Source organism: Mycolicibacterium parafortuitum (genome assembly GCF_002086815.1).
GTDB classification, from domain to species: Bacteria; Actinomycetota; Actinomycetes; order Mycobacteriales; family Mycobacteriaceae; genus Mycobacterium; species Mycobacterium parafortuitum.
This window is the reverse complement of the sequence record NZ_MVID01000048.1, coordinates 1-17,339: the sequence shown is the minus strand read 5'-3', so window position 1 is coordinate 17,339 and position 17,339 is coordinate 1. Positions and strand designations below refer to the sequence as shown.

Below are 17,339 nucleotides of genomic sequence, written 5' to 3'. Positions count from 1 at the left end.
GACATGCCCTAAGTCTCAGCCGCAACATCCGAAACATTTGTCAGACACGCCCTAGTCGAGAAGCCTCAGAAGTCCGGCTCGTCGTCCTCGGCGTCGGAGCCGTTCGCATCGCTGCCCCCGCGGATCAGCGCCAGCGTGCCGGCCAGCTCGTCGGGTTTGACGAGGACCTCGCGCGCCTTGGACCCCTCCGACGGGCCGACGATGCCGCGGGTCTCCATCAGGTCCATCAGGCGGCCTGCCTTCGCGAACCCGACGCGCAGCTTGCGCTGCAGCATCGACGTCGAGCCGAACTGCGACGACACCACGAGTTCGACGGCCTGCAGCAGGACGTCCATATCGTCGCCGATGTCGGGGTCGACGTCCTTGCGCTCGCCGGCCTTGACGGCGGTGACGCCCTCGACGAACTCGGGTTCGGCCTGGTCCTTGGTGGCCGTGACGACCGCGTGGATCTCCTCGTCGGTGATGAACGCACCTTGCAGACGCAGCGGCTTGTTCGCGCCCATCGGCAGGAACAGCCCGTCGCCCATGCCGATCAGCTTCTCGGCGCCCGGCTGGTCGAGGATGACTCGGCTGTCGGTCAGCGACGACGTCGCGAACGCCAGACGCGACGGCACGTTGGTCTTGATCAGACCGGTGACGACGTCGACCGACGGCCGCTGGGTGGCCAGCACGAGGTGGATGCCCGCCGCACGCGCCTTCTGGGTGATCCGCACGATCGCCTCTTCGACGTCGCGCGGCGCGGTCATCATCAGGTCGGCGAGCTCGTCGACGATCGCGAGGATGTACGGATACGGCTTGTACACGCGGTTGCTGCCCAGCGGCGCGGTGATCTCGCCGGATCTCACCTTCTCGTTGAAGACGTCGATGTGGCGCACCCGGGAGGCCTGCATGTCCTGGTAGCGCTGCTCCATCTCCTCGACCAGCCAGGACAGCGCGGCGGCGGCCTTCTTCGGCTCGGTGATGATCGGCGTGATCAGGTGCGGGATGCCCTCGTACGGCGTCAGCTCCACCATCTTCGGGTCGATCAGGATCATCCTGACCTCGTCCGGGGTGGCACGCGCGAGCAGCGAGACCAGCATCGAGTTGACGAAGCTGGACTTACCCGAGCCGGTGGAACCCGCCACCAGCAGGTGCGGCATCTTGGCCAGGTTGGCCGAGATCATCTCGCCCTCGATGTCCTTGCCGAGGCCGATCACCAACGGGTGGTGGTCCGACCGGGTCACCGGGTCGGTCAGCACGTCGGCCAGGCGCACCATCTCGCGGTCGGTGTTGGGCACCTCGATGCCCACCGCGGATTTGCCCGGGATCGGGGCGAGCATGCGCACGCTCTCGGTGGCCACGGCGTAGGCGATGTTGCGGTGCAGCGCGGTGATCTTCTCGACCTTCACGCCGGGGCCGAGCTCGACCTCGTAGCGGGTGACGGTCGGTCCGCGGGTGCAGCCGGTGACGGCGGCGTCGACCTTGAACTGCTGCAGCACCGAGGTGATCGCGTCGGTCATCGCCTGGTTGGCCGCCGTCAGGCGCTTCGGCGGGTCGCCGGCGATCAACAGGTCCAGCGACGGCAGCACGTAGGGCCCCTCGACCACACGGTCGACGACGAGCTTGGCCGCCTCCTCCTTGCGGGGCTTCTTGCGCGGCTTGGCAACCGGAGCCGGGACGGGCGCCTCGACGGCGTCGTCCTCGTCGAGGGGGTAGTTGTCCATCGGCGTGCCGACCGGACCGGCGAAGCGGGTCAGCGGGACGGTCGGCTGGGCGGCCGACGGCCATGCCTCGGCCGCGTCGCCCGCATCACCGACCGGCTCGTCGTAGTAGCCGTCGGAGAAGTCGTCGGAGAAGTCGTCGGAGAAGTCGTCGGAGTCGGCCGCGACCTGCTCGTCGTCCTCGTAATCGTCGTACTCGTCGTCGTACTCGTCCCGGTAGTCCTGCCAGCGCGTGGCGAACATGTCGCGCACGGTCTCGGGCAACTCGCGGATCGTGGTGCCGGACATCAGCAGCAGGCCGAACAGCACGCCGATGATCAGCAGCGGCGCCGCGATCCACACGGTGAGCCCGTCGGCGACCGGACCGCCGATCACGAATCCGAGGAATCCGCCGGCGTGCCGGCGCGCGACGGGGTCCAGCGGCGCGCCGGACCACATGTGCCACAGCCCGAGGACGGGCAGCGCGATCATCGCGAAGCCGAGGATCAGCCGGGGCCGCGCCTCCGGGTGGGGCTCGCTGCGCATCAGCGTGACACCGATGACGGCGAGCACCACGGGCACCAATACCACGGCGCCGCCGACCAGCATCCGCACCACGGTGTCGATCCATTCGCCGACCGGGCGCGCGGCGTCGAACCAGGAACTGGCGGCGATCACGACGGCCAGCCCGAGCAGCGCCAGCGCGATGCCGTCGCGGCGGTGCCCCGGCTCGAGATCGCGGGCGCGGCCCACTGAACGGGCGGTGCTGCCCGCACCCTTGGCCAGCATCAGCCAGCCGGCCCGCACTCCCCTGCCGACGGCGTTGCCCGCGGACGCGACCGGCGACGCGGTGCGCCGAGCCGGTTTGCGTCGCGGCGCGGCCGGGCGCGCCGACTTGCCTTTGCCCCGCGCGGGGGCTTTCGACCTGGTCTGACGTGCAGTAGAGCGGGCCGCGGTCTTACTCGCCATGCCGGCAAGCCTAGTCGCATCAACCTCAAATGCACCATCTGCCACACTAGTCACAGATTGGTCTCAACGCCCTGACCAGCACCCTCCGCCGCCCTGACCAGGCGGGTCGAGGCGATGTGACGGGCGCCACGCCGCCGAAGTAGGGTGGACAGCTGTCCAGCCAAGCTCACCGAGGAGTCCAAATGCCGATCGTCGTCGTCGCCACCCTGACCGCCAAGCCCGAGTCCGTCGACACGGTGCGCAACGCCTGCAAGCAGGCCGTCGAGGCGGTCCACGACGAGCCGGGCTGCCAGCTGTATTCGCTGCACGAGTCCGAGAACACCTTCGTGTTCGTCGAGCAGTGGGAGGACGCCGACGCGCTGCAGAAGCACAGCGCCGCCCCCGCGGTCTCGACCATGTTCGGCGCCGTCGGCGATCACCTCGACGGTGCGCCCGACATCAAGGTGCTGCAGGCGGTCGTCGCAGGCGATCCGGCCAAGGGTCAGCTGAGGGCCTGACGAGCGCTCGCGCGAGGAAACGAAGGCGGAATGCAGATGGGTGAGCTCAGCGGGAAGGTCGCGTTCATCACCGGCGCCGCACGCGGCCAGGGCCGGGCGCACGCGGTCAAGCTCGCATCGGAGGGCGCCGACATCATCGCGCTCGACCTGTGCGCGCAGATCGACTCGGTGCCCTACCCGCTGGCCACCCCCGAGGACATGGCCGCCACGGTCAAGCTCGTCGAGGAGGCCGGCGCGCGCATCGCGACCTACGAGGCCGACGTCCGCGACCGCGACGCGGTCAAGGCCGCCGTGCGCGACGGCACCGAGCGGTTCGGCAACCGGCTCGACATCGTCGTCGCCAACGCCGGCATCGCGCCGATGGCCGCGCCAGACGCGTGGCAGGACGTCATCGACGTGAACCTCACCGGGGTGTACAACACCGTCGACGTCGCGATGAAGCCGATGGTGAAGTTCGGCAACGGCGGTGCGATCGTGCTGACCAGTTCGGTCGCCGGGCTGGTCGGCATCGGCGCCCCGGTCGGCGGTTCGGTCGGATACGCCGCCGCCAAGCACGGCATCGTCGGGATTATGCGGGTGTATGCGAATGTTCTGGCCCAGTTCAACATCCGGGTCAACTCCGTGCACCCGGCCGGGGTGAACACCCCGATGATCGACAACGAGTTCACCCGGTCCTGGCTGGACGGGATGGCCCAGCAGAGCGAGGGCGGCCCCGATATGGGCAATGCGCTGCCGGTGCAGGCGCTCGAACCCGAGGACATCGCCAACGCGGTGTTCTGGCTGGTCTCCGACGCGGCGCGCTACGTCACGGGTATCACGCTGCCGGTCGACGCCGGGTTCGTCAACAAACGATGACGGCTCGAGACGCCGCCGCCGAAACGGCCCTCGGGCCGATGCTGCTGGCGGCGATCGAGCACAACGAACCGCCGCAGCGCCGCCTGGTCGACGACGATCTCGCAGAGTCATTCCTGCCCAGGAGGTTTCGTGCGCTCGTCGCACTGACCCGCAACGGGGCGATCCGGTCGGCGGTCGGCGCGCTGTCGGACCGGTCCGGTCCCGGGTTGTGGGCCGGCATCGCGTGCCGTAAGCACTTCATCGACGAGCGGCTTTCGGATCCGCTCACCGACATCGACGCGGTCGTGGTGCTCGGTGCGGGCCTGGATACCCGCGCCTACCGCATCGCCCGGCACGGGGACATGCCGGTGTTCGAGGTCGACCAGCAGGTCAACATCGACCGCAAGGTGGCTGTCGTGGAGCGCGCGCTGGGGGCGATCCCGCCGTCGGTGCGCCTGGTGGCCGTCGACTTCGAGAGCGATGCGCTGATCCCGACGTTGCAGGCGCACGGGTATCGCGCTGAGCACCGGACGTTCTTCATCTGTGAGGGCGTCACCCAGTACCTGAGCGCCGACGCGGTGCGCACCACGTTGGGCCAGCTCAGTGCCGCCGCACCGGGAAGCAAGCTGGTGTTCACCTACATCCGTCAGGATTTCGTCGACGGCACCGAGCTCTACGGCGCCGAGTCGGTGTATCGACGGTTCCGCGGCCGCAACCCGGTGTGGAAATCCGGCCTGGTCCCCGAGGCCGTCGGAGAACTGCTCGCCGACCACGGCTGGCGGCTGGTCGAACAGGCCGGACCGAGCTATTACCGCGACACCTACATCCGCCCGACCGGCCGGTCCGTGGCCGCCTCCCCCATCGAATGGACCGTGCTGGCCGAGCGCTGAATCCTCTCACCAGGAGCGATCGCGCGATCGGCGTAGGATCGCGGGTATCGGACGACCGGCTGAGCCGAGGTTTCCGCTTTGACCGGTTTCGCCCGCGTGAGCAGTCGCAGCGCACACGACAGGGGGGACGCAAGCCGCCATGGCCGCCATCCTGGTCGCGGAAGACGAGCCCCGCATTTCCTCGTTCGTGCGAAAAGGATTGTCCACCAACGGCTTCTCGGTCACCGTGGTCGCCGACGGGCCGGCGGCGTACGGACATGCGCGCACCGGCGATTTCGACCTGCTGGTGCTCGACATCGGGCTTCCCGGAATAGACGGGTTCACGGTGCTGCGCCGCCTGCGCTCCGAGGGCAACCTGATCCCGGTGGTGGCGCTGACGACGCGGGCAGGCGCCACCGAGGCGGCCGCGAAGCTCGGCAGCGGCGACGGCCATCTGGCCAAGCCGTTCCGGTTCGAGGAGCTGCTCGCACGCGTGCGCCTGGCGCTTGCATCGGGCCGGGCGATCGAGATGGCCACGCTGTCCTACGGGGGCCTGCGGTTGGACCTGCGCACCCGCCGGGCCCATGTCGGGGATTACGCGGTGGACCTGTCCGCGCGCGAGTTCGCACTGGCCGAGACGTTCCTGCGGCACCCTGGGCAGGTGCTGACGCGGGAGGAGTTGCTGCGCCAGGTGTGGGGCGACGACTACGAGCCGGGATCCAACGTGGTGGACGTCTACGTCAGATATCTGCGCCGCAAGCTCGGCGCGAGCCGGTTCGCGACGCTGCGCGGAATGGGGTACCGCCTGGAAGCCGGACGCTAGCCGACCCCCGACTTCGTGGCATGCGCTAGCAAATTCTCAAGATCAATTCGGGGGGATGGGGCCGGCAATATCCCCGCCGACCTGCGCCATTTACGGAAGTGATCTGTTGCGTATTTATCTGCAAGTGCAATCAAGTGTGCTAGCTATTGGCGCTATAGCCTTACTACCTGCAGAATCAAGGAATTAAGCACAGCTACAAATTCGCTGTATCAGCACAAAGCGAAAATTTACGTACATTCATATTTATGCCCGGTTCACGATATGTGCGGAAATATTGCGATCATCATTGCGCCGTGCCTACTATTCACGGAGCAACGACAAAGAGGTCCGCGTTGGTTCGGCCGCCGCGCCACGGTTCACGAGGGGTAATCGTGATAGCTCGACGGGTTGGGTCCCGTCGCAGCGCGGCGCGCCGAACACCAACGGAACGCGTCGGGTCGCTCAGATCTCGATGACGGTCGGCACGATCATCGGCTGGCGGCGATAGGTCTCGCCGACCCATTTGCCCACCGTGCGCCGCACCGCCTGCGCGATGCGCGTCGGATCCGTGACGTTCTGCGACGCCAGGTTCTCCAACTCCGCCTCGACCTTGCGGGCGACCGGCTCGAGCGCCTTGGGGTCTTCGGAGAAGCCCTTCGCGTACAGGTGTGCCGGGGCCGCGGCCTTCCCGGTTCCGCGCCGCACCACCACGGTGACCGCGACGAACCCGGACGACAGGATCAGCCGCTCCCCCAACGTGGCGTCCCCGACGTCACCGGTGACCAGTCCGTCGACGAACATCTTCCCGACCGGGACCGCGCCGGCGATGCTGACCCGGCCGCCGACCAGGTCGACGCTGACGCCGTTCTCGGCCAGCACGATGTTCTCCTCGGGCACACCGGTTCTGGCCGCCAGTGCCGCGTTGGCCCGCAGCATCCGCCAGGTCCCGTGCACGGGCATCACGTTGCGTGGACGCACCCCGTTGTAGAGGAAGAGCAGTTCGCCGGCATATGCGTGGCCCGAAACATGGACGCGCGCTTGCTGATTGGTCACGACGCGGGCGCCGATCTTGGCCAGCGCGTCGATCACCCCGAACACCGCCTCCTCGTTACCGGGGATCAACGATGACGACAGGATCACGAGATCGCCGGCGGTCAGCGTGATGCTGCGGTGCTCGCCGCGCGACATCCGCGACAGCGCGGCCATCGGCTCACCCTGGGTACCGGTGGTGATCAGCACAACGCGGTCCGCGGGCATCATCTCGGCGGCCGCGATGTCGAGCACGTCCTCGTCGGCGACCTTGAGGTAGCCGAGCTCGCGGGCGATGCCCATGTTGCGCACCATCGACCGGCCGACGAACGCGACCCGCCGCCCCAGTGCGACCGCGGCGTCGATGATGGACTGCACCCGGTCGACGTTCGACGCGAAGCACGCGACGATCACCCGGCCCTCGGCCCCGCGGATCAACCGGTGCAGTGCGGGACCGACCTCGCTTTCCGACGGGCCGACGCCGGGGATCTCCGAGTTCGTCGAATCACACAGGAACAGATCGACACCGGCGTCGCCGAGCCGAGACATCCCGGGCAGATCGGTCGGTCTGCCGTCGGGCGGGAGTTGGTCGAGCTTGATGTCGCCGGTGTGCAGCACCGTGCCGGCGCCGGTGTGGATGCCGATGGCCAGACAGCCCGGGATGGAGTGGTTCACGGCGAAGTACTGACATTCGAAGACACCGTGGGTGCTCTTCGTGCCTTCGGAGACCTCGACGAGCTTCGGGCTCAGCCGGTGCTCGCGGCACTTTTCCGCCACCAGGGCCAGCGTGAACTTCGAACCGACGATCGGGATGTCCGGCCGCTGCTTGAGCACGAACGGGATCGCGCCGATGTGGTCCTCGTGGGCGTGGGTCACCACGATGGCCTCGACGTCGTCGAGGCGACCCTCGATGTGGCGCAGATCAGGCAGGATCAGGTCGACGCCGGGCTCGTCGTGCGTCGGGAACAGCACGCCGCAGTCGACCACCAGCAGCCGGCCCAGGTGCTCGAAAACTGTCATGTTGCGGCCGATTTCGCCGATGCCGCCGAACGCGGTCACCCGCAGGCCACCCGGGGCCAGCGGCCCCGGCGAAGTGTGTCCTGAATCCACTAGTCGACCACTACCTCAGCACCGCGGCGGCGCGCATATCGGCGGCCAGCGCCTGCAGCTGGTCCTCGGAGGCGGGGATCTGCGGCAGCCGCGGATCGCCGACCTCGAAACCCTGCAGCCGCAGCCCGGCCTTCGACAGCGTGACGCCGCCAAGCCGTGTCTGCGCGGCAGCCAGCGGGCCGAGCGTCACATTGATCTTCCTGGCCGTCGCGACGTCGCCGGAAGCGAACGCGCTCAACATGTCTCGCAGCTGACCGGCCGCAAGGTGGCCCCACACGCTGATGAAACCGATGGCACCCATCGCCAGCCACGGCAGGTTCAGCGCGTCGTCACCCGAGTAATAGGTCAGGCCGGTCTCGGCGATGATCTGGCCGCCGCCGTGCAGATCGCCCTTGGCGTCCTTGATCGCGACGATGTTCGGGTGCTCGGCCAGCGTCCTGATGGTGTCCCACTCGATCGGGACGACCGAGCGCGGCGGGATGTCGTAGAGGATGTTCGGCAGATCGGTCGCATCGGCGACGGCAGTGAAGTGCGCGACCAGGCCCGCCTGCGGCGGCCGCGAGTAATACGGCGTCACCACGAGCAGACCGTGCGCCCCCTCGGCGGCGCAGGCCTTGGCCAGATGGACGCTGTGTGCGGTGTCATAGGTGCCGGCGCCGGCGATGATCCGTGCCCGGTCTCCGACCGTGTCGAGCACGGTGCGCAGCAGCTGGATCTTCTCGTCGTCGGTGGTGGTCGGCGACTCGCCGGTGGTGCCCGACACGACGAGTCCGTCGCAGCCGGCATCGACGAGGTGGGTGGCCAGCCGGGCAGCGGTTTCGAGGTCCAGAGAGCCGTCGGGCTTGAACGGAGTCGCCATCGCGGTCAACAAGGTGCCCAACCGGGCCGGGGCGTCGAATCCGCTGGTACTCACGGGCACCAAGGTTACCCCGTCGCTGTTTCGCGACACGAATGCCTTTCGGCTACACCTCGGTTGCCAGCGGACTGGTCGCCACCTCGGTGCCGTCGGCCAGAGCGGTGATCTCGAAGTCTGAGAACACCTGGGGCGCCACCTCGACGAGCTCGCGCAGGCAGGCGATCGCCAGCCTGCGGATCTCGACATCGGCCTGTTCGCTGGCTCGCATCGCGATGAAGTGCCGCCAGGCGCGGTAGTTGCCGGTGACGACGATGCGTGTCTCGGTCGCGTTGGGCAACACCGCGCGGGCGGCCTGGCGGGCCTGCTTGCGGCGCAGCGTCGACATCCCCTGCTCGGAGAGCTTCGTTTCCAGCCTGTCCAGCAACTCGATGTACGCGGCGCGGCTGGTGTCGGCGGCCGCGGTGAACAGTTCCAGCAGCTCCGGATCGTCCTCGATCCCGGGCGGGGCCACCACCTCCGCGTCGTGCTCGGGCACGTAGCGCTGCGACAGCTGGGAGAACGAGAAATGCCGGTGCCGGACCAACTCGTGGGTGCAGGACCGGGACACGCCGGTGATGTAGAAGCTCACCGACGCGTGCTCGAGCACCGAGAAGTGCCCGACATTGATGATGTGGCGGACGTAGCCGGCGTTGGTGGCGGTCCTCGGGTTGGGCTTGGACCAGCTCTGATAACAGGCGCGGCCGGCGAACTCCACCAGCGCGGCGCCGCCGTCGGCGTCGGTGCTCCACGGCACGTCCGGCGGTGCCGAGAACTCGGTCTTGGCGATCAGCTGCACCCGCAGCGGCGCGATCTCGGCCACCGGCTGAGCCTAAAGGGTGACCACCCGATCGCGCGGAACCTAGGCCTCGGCGAGGTCGGCTCCGTCGAGGTGGCTGTGCACCACACGGTTGCCGCCCGAACGCTTGGACACGTACATCGCCGCGTCGGCGGCCTCGATGAGCCTGTCGATGTAATCGCTTTCGATGCCGGCGCCCCAGTCCACCCGCGCGCTGCACACCCCGAGGCTCGCGGTGATGTCGAACGGGCTGTCGGCGATGCCCTGGCGGATCAGCTCGGCGGTCCTGCGCTGCAGCACGGGCAGGTCGACGTCGGCGATCACGAACTCCTCGCCGCCGAGCCGGCCGATCGCGGCATTGACTCCGGCGTGCCGGCGCAGCACGTCGGCGACGTCGACCAGCGCGGCGTCGCCGATGGCGTGGCCTCGGGTGTCGTTGAGGCTCTTGAACTTGTCGAGGTCGATGACGATCACGTTGATCGCGGCGTCGACCGCATGCGTGTCGGCGAGCAGCGTGTTGACCGCGCTGTAGAACGACCGCCGGTTCAGCAGCGCGGTCAGCGGGTCGCGGTCGGCGGCGCGCAGGTCGGTGTGCAGCGAGTGCAGCAGCGAGTGGATACCGAACGGCACGCCGGCGTTGAGCGCGATCACGTTGACCGCCGCGGCGGCCGTCAGCGCCACGTCCCCGGTATCGGCGATCAGCCGTGCCGCGGTGATCGCGGCGCACCCGACGGCGACCAGGAAGTTGACGGCGACGTGGCCGACCGAGTGGAAGTAGGCGAGGAATCCGCCGATCACCGCGAACAGCGTGCAGCCCATCAGTCCCGCGTAGGGGTTCGACAGCGCCAGGCAGCCCGCCGCGATCCCCGTACAGCACAGCACGTTGTACACCAGTGCCTGCCTGCGGCTGGGCCAGCGGAACAACCAAAACAGCGACGCACCCGCCCCAGCGGCCGCCGATGCGATCACCGCGCCGCGGCCCAGGGCGGTGTCGGGGCCCGCCGGACTGGCCAGCATCATCAGCGGCAACGTCGCGAGCAGCACCGTGAACACGAAGGTCGCCCACCTCCAGGGCGCGTCGATACCGCGCTCCCGAAGGTAGTTACTGAACCAATCGAATTGATCCGTCTGCCGCCACCATTGGCGATCCGACCCAGGCACCCCGCCAGTTTGCCCGCTTTTGACGTCTACGTCATTTCTCCCTCGGCGGGTCAGCCGGGGTGTCTCTCACAAAGTCCACGACGACGCGTGCGAGTTCTTCGCCTTTGTCCTCCTGAAGGAAGTGCCCGCCTCCGGCGATCGTCACCTCGGGTTGCCTCTGCGCGCCCGGGATGAGCTTGCGCAGCGCGGCGTCCGCACCGCGGGTGATGGGATCGGAATCGGAGAACGCGCACAGAAACGGCTTGTCGAAGCCACGCAGCACGTCCCAGGCTGCCCGGTTGGCGGGCGCGGCGGGGTCGTCGGGGCTGGTCGGCACCAGCGTCGGGAACTGCCGCGCACCGGCCTTGTACGTGTCGTCCGGGAACGGGGCGTCGTAGGCCGCGATCACCTCGGGGGGCAGCGTGGACACGCACCCGCCGTTGATGATGTGTCCGACGGCGAAGTCCGGGGTCTCCTGGCTGAAACGTTGCCATGCCAGGAACGCGTCGCCGGGATGCTGATCGCCGGTCGGCAGCGTGGTGTTCGCTGCGACCACCCGGGCGAACCGGTCGGGGTGCTCGCCGACCAGGCGCAGCCCGATCAGCCCGCCCCAGTCCTGGCAGACCAGGGTGATCCCGGTCAGCCCGATCGCCTCGACGGCGGCCCAGGTCCAGTCGACGTGCGCCTGGTAGGTGTAGTCCTCGCGGCGGGCGAGCTTGTCGCTGCGACCGAAGCCGACGAGGTCGATCGCGACGGCCCGCAGCCCGGCGTCGACGAGCACCGGGATCATCTTCCGGTACAGATAGCTCCACGACGGTTCGCCGTGCAGCAGCAGGACCACCTCGCCGTCGGCCGGGCCCTCGTCCAGGTAGTGCATCCGCAGCCCGTCCACCTCGACGTAGTGCGGGGCGAAGGGAAAACCGGGAAGGTCGGCGAAGCGTTCGTCAGGGGTGCGCAGGACGTCCATGGCCTCAGCTAACCAAGGCGGACCGCAATTCCGGCATCAAATCGCCGCGCTCGCCCGCCACCACGTCGCCGAGGCCGAGCCAGCCGGCCATCGCGTGCAGTTCGGCCGCCAGCGCGCAGGCCACCTGCGCCCGGTCGGCACCGTCCTCGCCGAACGCGCCGAGGACCTGCAGCGCGCCGGCGGCCCGGTCGGCTTTCAGGTCGACACGCCCGACCAGATCACCGTCGAGCAGGAACGGCCACACGTAGTAGCCGTACCGCCGCTTGTCCTGGGGCACGTAGATCTCGATCCGGTAGTGGTAGCCGCCGAACAACCGCTCGACCCGCGGCCGGAAGAAGATCAACGGATCGAACGGGCACAGCAACGCGGTGCCGCGGTCACGACGCGGAATGGGTTGGCCCGCACGAAGATACGCCGGCGCCGACCACCCCTCGACCTCGACCTGCTCGAGGTCGCCGGCGTCGAGCAGATCTGCGATCGCGGGCTTGACCTGTCGCGCGCCGAGCCGAAAGTAGTCGCGCAGATCGGCCTCGGTGGCCACACCGAGGGCCGTCGCCGCCCGGCGGGTCAACTCGCGCACCGCATCGGGCTCGTCCACCTGGCGCGCCACCACCTCGGCGGGCAGCACCCGCTCGGTCAGGTCGTAGTGCCGGGCGAAGCCGACGCGCGTCGCGGTGGTCAGCACGCCCGCCGACCACAGCGCCTCGGCGACCCACTTGGTGTCGCTGCGGTCCCACCACGGGCCCTTGCGGCCGCGCGGCTCGGCGTCGAGGTACTCCTCGATCTGACCCGCGGTACACGGCCCGAGAGCCGCGACGGCCTCGATCACGGACTCGGCGAGTTTTCCGTTCTTCTTGACGATCTCGCGTCCCCAGCGGCCGTGCTCGTACTCCCGCATCCGCCACCGCATCAACGGCCAGTCGTCGACGGACATCAGGGCGGCCTCGTGCGCCCAGTACTCGACCAGCAGTCGCGGCGCGCGCGACGAATGACTCCACGCCGCCCGGTCGAGGATGTCGCGGTCGTAGGGCCCCAGCCGGCTGAACACCGGCGCGTAATGCGCGCGCACCGAGACCGACACCGAATCCAGCTGCAGCACCTGCAACCGGGCGATCAGCCGCTTCAGGTGCGCACGGGTGACCGGCCCCGCAGGTCGGGGCTCGTGGAAGCCCTGGGCCGCGACCGCCACCCGCCGCGCCTGCGCAGCGGAAAGTCTCATCGCCTCAGATAGGTATAGAACCGGTAGCGCAGCCCCGACGAACTGTCGCGCCACTCCCCTGCGGTCCCGGCCCACGCGTCGTCGAGGACGGGCGCGAGCGCGTCGTCGTCCTCTCTGCGCAGATCCACGTCCACCTCGGTGACCTCGCATCGCGTCGCCAACGGGAGCGCCAGCCCGTAGACCTGGGATCCGCCGATCACCCACGCGTCGTCCAGCGGTGCGTCCTCCAGCGAGGTGACCACCTCTGCTCCGTCTGCCATGTAGTCAGCTTGGCGGGTGAGTACGACATTTCTGCGGCCCGGCAGCGGCCGGAACCGTGCGGGCAGTGTCTCCCAGGTCAGCCTGCCCATGATCACGGTGTGCCCCATGGTCAGTTCCTTGAAGCGGGCCATGTCCTCGGGGACGTGCCACGGGATCCCGTTGTCGCGTCCGATCACCCCGGAACTGGACTGCGCCCAGATCAGATTGAGGTCACTCATACTCATGATTCGGACCTGCAAGCAGTCCGCTGCATCTTCGATTCGGACCTGCAAGCAGTCCTCATACCGCCACCGGGGCCTTGATGGCCGGGTGCGGGTCATAGTTTTTGATGACGATGTCCTCGTAGATGTAGTCGAAAATCGAATCTCGCTGCGCCAAAACAAGTTCCGGGTATGGGCGGGGATCGCGGGACAGCTGCTCGGTGACCTGCTCGACGTGGTTGTCGTAGATGTGGCAGTCCCCACCGGTCCAGATGAACTCCCCGACCCCCAGGCCGGCCTGGGCGGCCATCATGTGGGTCAGCAGCGCATAGCTGGCGATGTTGAACGGGACCCCGAGGAACAGGTCTGCGCTGCGCTGGTACAGCTGGCAGCTCAGTCGACCGTCGGCGACATAGAACTGGAAGAACGCGTGGCACGGGGGCAGCGCCATCTGCGCGATCTCGCCGACGTTCCAGGCCGAGACGATGTTGCGCCGCGAGTCCGGATCACGCCTGAGCAGCTCCAGCGCGGCACTGATCTGGTCGATGTGCTCACCTGACGGGGTCGGCCACGAACGCCACTGCACACCGTAAACCGGTCCGAGATCTCCTGTCGGAGAAGCCCATTCGTCCCAGATGGTGACGCCGTGCTCCTGCAGCCAGCGCACGTTGGAGTCGCCGCGCAGGAACCACAGCAGCTCGTAGACGATCGACTTGGTGTGCACCTTCTTGGTGGTGATCAGCGGGAATCCCGCGTTCAGGTCGTAGCGCATCTGGTGCCCGAACAGGCTGCGGGTGCCGGTTCCGGTGCGGTCGGATTTCGGGACACCGGTGTCGAGCACCAGGCGCAACAGATCCTCGTACGGGGTGGCGATCGGCACGCGCTCAGCTTACGTGCAGCGCCGCGGAGTAGAACGGAACCCATGCCGACGATCACCGACCACGTCACCACCACCGACGGGACCTGCCCCGTCAGCCTGCACACCTCCGACGGCGACGGGCCGTGGCCCGGCATCGTGATGTATCCCGACGCCGGCGGTGTACGCCCGACGTTCCGCGCGATGGCCGACCGGCTCGCTGGTTACGGATACGCGGTGCTGCTGCCCGACGTGTACTACCGCGAGGGCGACTGGCAGCCGTTCGCGATGGCGACCGTGTTCGGGGACGCCTCGGAGCGGCAACGGCTGTACGGGATGATCGCGAAGGTGACGCCCGAGCGGATGGCCGGCGATGCGGCCGCGTTCTTCGACTACCTGGCGTCGCGTCCCGAGGTCGCCGGCGACGCGTTCGGGACCACGGGATACTGCATGGGTGGGCGCACGTCGCTGGTGGTGGCCGGCCGGGTGCCCGACCGCGTCGCGGCGGCGATGTCGTTCCACGGCGGCGGACTGGTCACCGACGAACCCACGAGCCCGCACCTGCTGGCCGAGCGGATCCGCGCGGCGGTCTACGTCGGCGCGGCCCGCCAGGACAAATCGTTCACCGCTGCCGACGGTGAGACGCTCGACAAGGCGCTGACCGCGGCCGGGGTCGAGCACACGATCGAGTGGTACCCCGCGCTACACGGGTTCGCGGTGCCCGACAACGCGCCGTACGACGAGGCCGCGGCCGACAGACACTGGGCCGCGGCGGAGAGCTTCTTCGGCGCCCACCTGCGCTGAACCCCGCTGCCGGGGCAGACTATTCAGCAGCCTCGGCGCGCCTCGACCGCAGCATCGACGACAGTCCGCGCAGCAGCCCGCGGGCGGCGTAGACGCCGGCGAGGATGGACAGCACGATCAGCACGACGAACATCAGCACCCAGTTGGTGCGTTCGTGTTCGACGTTCCACCACACGATGGTGAACAGCACCGCGCAGATGAACACCACGATGTCGCGCCAGTTGCCCTGGTAGGACGCCGCGAGTTGGCGGAGTTCGCGATTCTTGTCGACGCCGGTGATCAGGTCGTCGATGCGCATGTCGATCACCCGCTGCAGTTCGGCGCGGCGCTCGACCTGGTCCGGCGGGATCCGCTCGAGCAGGTCCATGTCCTGGGCGATCATGCCGCGGATGTCAGGGGCCTTCAGGTTGCCCGCCGCGATGCCGAGCAGCGCGCCACCTGCGATCGGCGCACCGGCGAGGGCGAATTCGGCGATACCCGGCATGTGGATTCTCCGTCCGTTGCTGCTTGGTGAACACGGGCGGGCCTCAGCCTAATGTCGCAAGGTGCGGAAACCGCCTAACCCATCAGTTGCGCCGCGACGGTCGCGCCGAGGTTCCAGCAGGCTTGCAGATCGTCCTTGGTCGGCTTGCCCGCCACGACGACGGTTTCCGCGGCCTTCTCCCAGCCGAGTCCACCGGTGATGCCCGCGAGGGCGCGTTCGGCGCCTTCGGTGCCCTCGTTGCCGTGCAGATAGATCCCGAACGGGCGGCCTTTGGTCGCGTCCAGCAGTTGATAGTAGGCGCAGTCGAACGCGTGTTTCATTGCGCCGCTGATGTATCCGAGGTTGGCCGGGGTGCCGAGCAGATAGCCGTCGGCGTCGAGCATCTCGGCGGCCGAGACGGTCAGCGCCGGGCGGCGGACGACGTCGACGCCCTCGATCTCCGGGTCGGTCGCCCCGGAGAGCACCGCTTCGAACATCTCGTGGCAGTGCGGCGAGGGCGTGTGATGGACGATCAGCAGCGTCGCGCTCACGGCGCGGCCTCCTCCATCTGGACGGCCTTCTTCATCGTCTCCCTGGCGCGCGACCGGTCACCGGCGTAGTCGTAGGCGCGCGCGAGCCGGTACCAGCGCACCCAGTTGTCCGGGTCGTTCTCCAGTTCGGTGCGCACCGTCGCGAACAGCGCATCGGCGGCGTCGCGCTGGATCCGGCCCGACGCGCGGCGCGGCAGCTCGCTGACGTCGAGTTCCATGCCGGTCTCGCGGGCCTTGCGGGCCAGGCGCTGATGGGCCAGACCGGCTTTGAGCGTCGCGACCAGGACCCACAACCCGATGAACGGCAGGATCAACACGGCCACGCCGAGCCCTATCGGGGCGGCCTCGCCGGATGAGATCAGCACGACGGCGGTGCGGCCGAGCAGCACGAAGTACACGACGAGCGCGACGCACATGAAGCCGATCGCCAGCTGTGTGCGCAGCGCCCGCCCGTCGCCGCTCATGTCAGGTCGAGCAGCGGTTCGATGCCGATCGTCAGGCCCGGGAACTCGCGGATCTTGCGCACGGCGAGCAGGACGCCGGGGACGAAGGACGTGCGGTCGAAGCTGTCGTGGCGGATGGTCAGCGTCTCCCCCGTGGTGCCGAACAGCACTTCCTGATGGGCGACCAGGCCGGCCAGTCGGACCGAGTGCACGGGAATGCCGTCGACGTCCGCGCCGCGGGCCCCGGCGAGGCCGGTGCTGGTGGCATCGGGATTGGGCGGCATGCCTTTTCGCGCCTCGGCGATCAGACGTGCGGTGCGCGCGGCCGTGCCGGACGGGGCGTCGGCCTTGTGCGGGTGATGCAGTTCGATGACCTCGACGGATTCGAAGTACCTGGCGGCCTGCTGCGCGAAATGCATGGACAGCACCGCGCCGATGGCGAAGTTCGGTGCGATCAGCACCGAGACGTCCGGCTTGGCCGAAAGCCATTCCCGGACCTGCTCGAGGCGTTCGTCGGTGAAGCCGGTGGTGCCCACGACGGCGTGAATGCCGTTGTCGATCAGGAACTTCAGGTTGTCCATGACGACGTCCGGGTGGGTGAAGTCGATGACGACCTCGGTGCGGCTGTCGACGAGACCCGACAGCGCGTCCCCGGCGTCCACCCCGGTGGTGAAGGTGAGATCCTCGGCGGCCTCGACACCCGCCACCATCGTCGCGCCCACTTTGCCCCTGGCGCCCAGCACTCCGACTCGCATGGGCTCACCCTAGCGGTCGGGCTGCCGCGGTCGATCCGCTGGACTCTCAAATTTCTTCTGTCACATGCGTTTCTCTGGCCTCAAGTCGGGATCGAGCTGTCGGTGGTTCGAACTAGTGTGGCGCTCCTAGGGTTTTAGTGGGCGCTTTTGCCTGCTCAGAGGGTGTTTTGGGTGAGGCTCAACGATTTCGGTAGTGACCG

General features: G+C 68.4%; 18 protein-coding genes. 5 read left to right on the top strand and 13 right to left on the bottom strand.

Annotation, left to right across the window (positions count from 1 at the left end; translation table 11 throughout):
* Nucleotides 1-65: 65 nt before the first annotated feature.
* The gene (locus BST38_RS28385; protein WP_181792040.1) at nucleotides 66-2,648 is read right to left on the bottom strand and encodes an FtsK/SpoIIIE family DNA translocase; all 2,583 of its coding nucleotides are present in this window, start codon (nucleotides 2,646-2,648) and stop codon (nucleotides 66-68) included.
* A 182-nt stretch (nucleotides 2,649-2,830) separates the two neighbouring features.
* On the opposite strand from BST38_RS28385, the gene BST38_RS28380 reads away from it, so the two are divergent.
* From BST38_RS28380 to BST38_RS28365, 4 genes are all read left to right on the top strand, one after another.
* A complete protein-coding gene (locus BST38_RS28380) occupies nucleotides 2,831-3,145 on the top strand; it encodes a putative quinol monooxygenase (protein WP_083146870.1) in 315 nt (104 codons plus the stop codon).
* A gap of 36 nt (nucleotides 3,146-3,181) precedes the next feature.
* A complete protein-coding gene (locus BST38_RS28375) occupies nucleotides 3,182-4,000 on the top strand; it encodes a mycofactocin-coupled SDR family oxidoreductase (RefSeq protein WP_083146873.1) in 819 nt (272 codons plus the stop codon).
* A complete protein-coding gene (locus BST38_RS28370) occupies nucleotides 3,997-4,869 on the top strand; it encodes an SAM-dependent methyltransferase (protein ID WP_083146869.1) in 873 nt (290 codons plus the stop codon). Before BST38_RS28375 ends, BST38_RS28370 begins: the two co-directional genes overlap by 4 nt.
* Before the next feature lie 139 nt (nucleotides 4,870-5,008).
* Nucleotides 5,009-5,671, top strand: a complete 663-nt coding sequence (locus BST38_RS28365; RefSeq protein WP_083146868.1) for a response regulator transcription factor — start codon at nucleotides 5,009-5,011, stop codon at nucleotides 5,669-5,671.
* Between the two features lie 441 nt (nucleotides 5,672-6,112).
* Here the strand turns inward: BST38_RS28365 and BST38_RS28360 are convergent, their stop codons facing one another.
* The 8 genes from BST38_RS28360 to BST38_RS28325 form a co-directional block, all read right to left on the bottom strand.
* A complete protein-coding gene (locus tag BST38_RS28360; RefSeq protein ID WP_083146867.1) occupies nucleotides 6,113-7,789 on the bottom strand; it encodes a ribonuclease J in 1,677 nt (558 codons plus the stop codon).
* A 10-nt stretch (nucleotides 7,790-7,799) separates the two neighbouring features.
* Nucleotides 7,800-8,708 (bottom strand): 4-hydroxy-tetrahydrodipicolinate synthase, encoded by a 909-nt coding sequence (gene dapA, locus BST38_RS28355; protein WP_181792039.1) that lies wholly within the window; start codon nucleotides 8,706-8,708, stop codon nucleotides 7,800-7,802.
* A gap of 43 nt (nucleotides 8,709-8,751) precedes the next feature.
* Entirely contained in the window at nucleotides 8,752-9,504 is a 753-nt protein-coding gene (thyX, locus tag BST38_RS28350) for an FAD-dependent thymidylate synthase (protein ID WP_083146865.1), read from the bottom strand.
* Nucleotides 9,505-9,543: 39 nt separating this feature from the next.
* The gene (locus tag BST38_RS28345; RefSeq protein ID WP_237160958.1) at nucleotides 9,544-10,533 is read right to left on the bottom strand and encodes a GGDEF domain-containing protein; all 990 of its coding nucleotides are present in this window, start codon (nucleotides 10,531-10,533) and stop codon (nucleotides 9,544-9,546) included.
* 139 nt (nucleotides 10,534-10,672) lie between these two features.
* Nucleotides 10,673-11,587, bottom strand: coding sequence for a haloalkane dehalogenase (locus BST38_RS28340; protein WP_083146863.1), 915 nt, complete (start codon nucleotides 11,585-11,587; stop codon nucleotides 10,673-10,675).
* 4 nt (nucleotides 11,588-11,591) lie between these two features.
* Nucleotides 11,592-12,806, bottom strand: coding sequence for a winged helix-turn-helix domain-containing protein (locus BST38_RS28335; RefSeq protein WP_083146862.1), 1,215 nt, complete (start codon nucleotides 12,804-12,806; stop codon nucleotides 11,592-11,594).
* Nucleotides 12,803-13,285: a dihydrofolate reductase gene (locus BST38_RS28330; RefSeq protein ID WP_083146872.1), complete on the bottom strand. Its 483-nt coding sequence runs from the start codon at nucleotides 13,283-13,285 to the stop codon at nucleotides 12,803-12,805. The genes BST38_RS28335 and BST38_RS28330 overlap by 4 nt, the downstream gene beginning before the upstream one ends.
* 61 nt (nucleotides 13,286-13,346) lie before the next feature.
* The gene (locus BST38_RS28325) at nucleotides 13,347-14,147 is read right to left on the bottom strand and encodes a thymidylate synthase (RefSeq protein WP_083146861.1); all 801 of its coding nucleotides are present in this window, start codon (nucleotides 14,145-14,147) and stop codon (nucleotides 13,347-13,349) included.
* 42 nt (nucleotides 14,148-14,189) lie between these two features.
* On the opposite strand from BST38_RS28325, the gene BST38_RS28320 reads away from it, so the two are divergent.
* The gene (locus BST38_RS28320; protein ID WP_083146860.1) at nucleotides 14,190-14,927 is read left to right on the top strand and encodes a dienelactone hydrolase family protein; all 738 of its coding nucleotides are present in this window, start codon (nucleotides 14,190-14,192) and stop codon (nucleotides 14,925-14,927) included.
* 19 nt (nucleotides 14,928-14,946) lie between these two features.
* On the opposite strand, the gene BST38_RS28315 is transcribed toward BST38_RS28320, so the two are convergent.
* From BST38_RS28315 to dapB, 4 genes are all read right to left on the bottom strand, one after another.
* Complete coding sequence (locus tag BST38_RS28315) at nucleotides 14,947-15,411, bottom strand: hypothetical protein (RefSeq protein WP_083146859.1); 465 nt, start codon at nucleotides 15,409-15,411, stop codon at nucleotides 14,947-14,949.
* Nucleotides 15,412-15,485: 74 nt separating this feature from the next.
* Entirely contained in the window at nucleotides 15,486-15,887 is a 402-nt protein-coding gene (locus BST38_RS28310) for a flavodoxin family protein (RefSeq protein ID WP_237160959.1), read from the bottom strand.
* Nucleotides 15,888-15,937: 50 nt separating this feature from the next.
* Complete coding sequence (locus BST38_RS28305) at nucleotides 15,938-16,405, bottom strand: hypothetical protein (protein ID WP_083146857.1); 468 nt, start codon at nucleotides 16,403-16,405, stop codon at nucleotides 15,938-15,940.
* Nucleotides 16,402-17,139, bottom strand: coding sequence for a 4-hydroxy-tetrahydrodipicolinate reductase (dapB, locus tag BST38_RS28300; RefSeq protein WP_083146856.1), 738 nt, complete (start codon nucleotides 17,137-17,139; stop codon nucleotides 16,402-16,404). The genes BST38_RS28305 and dapB overlap by 4 nt, the downstream gene beginning before the upstream one ends.
* Nucleotides 17,140-17,339 lie beyond the last annotated feature (200 nt).

Coding starts and splice junctions, on each gene's coding strand:
- BST38_RS28380 (WP_083146870.1), top strand. CDS start 2,831: ATGCCGATCGTCGTCGTCGCCACCCTGACCGCCAAGCCCGAGTCCGTC.
- BST38_RS28310 (WP_237160959.1), bottom strand. CDS start 15,887: ATGTTCGAAGCGGTGCTCTCCGGGGCGACCGACCCGGAGATCGAGGGC.
- BST38_RS28375 (WP_083146873.1), top strand. CDS start 3,182: ATGGGTGAGCTCAGCGGGAAGGTCGCGTTCATCACCGGCGCCGCACGC.
- BST38_RS28370 (WP_083146869.1), top strand. CDS start 3,997: ATGACGGCTCGAGACGCCGCCGCCGAAACGGCCCTCGGGCCGATGCTG.
- BST38_RS28335 (WP_083146862.1), bottom strand. CDS start 12,806: ATGAGACTTTCCGCTGCGCAGGCGCGGCGGGTGGCGGTCGCGGCCCAG.
- BST38_RS28315 (WP_083146859.1), bottom strand. CDS start 15,411: ATGCCGGGTATCGCCGAATTCGCCCTCGCCGGTGCGCCGATCGCAGGT.
- BST38_RS28340 (WP_083146863.1), bottom strand. CDS start 11,587: ATGGACGTCCTGCGCACCCCTGACGAACGCTTCGCCGACCTTCCCGGT.
- BST38_RS28365 (WP_083146868.1), top strand. CDS start 5,009: ATGGCCGCCATCCTGGTCGCGGAAGACGAGCCCCGCATTTCCTCGTTC.
- BST38_RS28320 (WP_083146860.1), top strand. CDS start 14,190: ATGCCGACGATCACCGACCACGTCACCACCACCGACGGGACCTGCCCC.
- BST38_RS28305 (WP_083146857.1), bottom strand. CDS start 16,405: ATGAGCGGCGACGGGCGGGCGCTGCGCACACAGCTGGCGATCGGCTTC.
- BST38_RS28385 (WP_181792040.1), bottom strand. CDS start 2,648: ATGGCGAGTAAGACCGCGGCCCGCTCTACTGCACGTCAGACCAGGTCG.
- BST38_RS28330 (WP_083146872.1), bottom strand. CDS start 13,285: ATGAGTGACCTCAATCTGATCTGGGCGCAGTCCAGTTCCGGGGTGATC.
- dapB (WP_083146856.1), bottom strand. CDS start 17,139: ATGCGAGTCGGAGTGCTGGGCGCCAGGGGCAAAGTGGGCGCGACGATG.